The organism is Ruegeria sp. AH12 (assembly GCF_056541465.1).
Genome location: NZ_JBQFYL010000146.1, coordinates 1 through 731, shown reverse-complemented (window position 1 = coordinate 731; position 731 = coordinate 1). Strand labels below are relative to the sequence as shown.

The 731-nt window shown below is 59.2% G+C and carries 1 protein-coding gene; it reads right to left on the bottom strand.

The window, feature by feature from the left end:
* Window positions 1-731, bottom strand: a 731-nt coding sequence (locus tag ACR0EL_RS22230; protein WP_480502322.1) for an AbrB family transcriptional regulator, incomplete at both ends; no start/stop codon positions are given.

The window sequence follows — 731 nt, the reverse complement described above, 5'->3', positions numbered from 1 at the left end:
GTCATTTCTGCCTGCCCGCCGGGGGCAAAGGCCAAAAATGCCTCGACCGGTTGGCCCAGCCCCAAGGTGGTGACAACGGCAGTGAAAGCGGCCGCCAGAACGGCGAGGACAATGACATAGGCGATGCCCGCCGCTACCACACGGCGTAGTTCGACCCATGTGACACCTACGAATTTCACGCCGATTCCGCAGCCGATAAAGAACTGAGCCGCAAGGATGGCCTCGCGAGGCGGTCGGGTGTGAATGAAGTCGCCCAGTGACAACGCAGCCGTCAGGATCATTGGCCCTAGAATCGACGCCCCGAACAAGCCGATCCGCTCACCGCCTTTCCAGCCGACAAAGGCAGCAAGAACCATCAGCGCCAATTCATGTATCGGCAGGTTGCGCGCGGGCTCTCCGATTGGGTTGGTGAGTTGGGCGTCGTAAAACACCGTAAGAAACAGAGGGGCCAGCGTTACAATAATCAGAACGCGGGTTCCGTGGATTAGGGACAGCGTTCGCGGGTTAGCGCCAGCCTCGGCCCCGAAGATTATCATATCCTGCAATCCGCCGGGCATGGCCGCGTAAAACGCGGTCGTGGTATCAAAGCCCCAGACCTTGCGGAAGAATGGCACTCCGACCAGCGCGATCAGCAGGATAAAGAACGGGATCAGTGCAATCGACGCTGCCATCTTCGGCAGTTCTGCAAATAGGGCTGGGGTAATCGAAGCCCCTACAGCCACGCCGAGTAT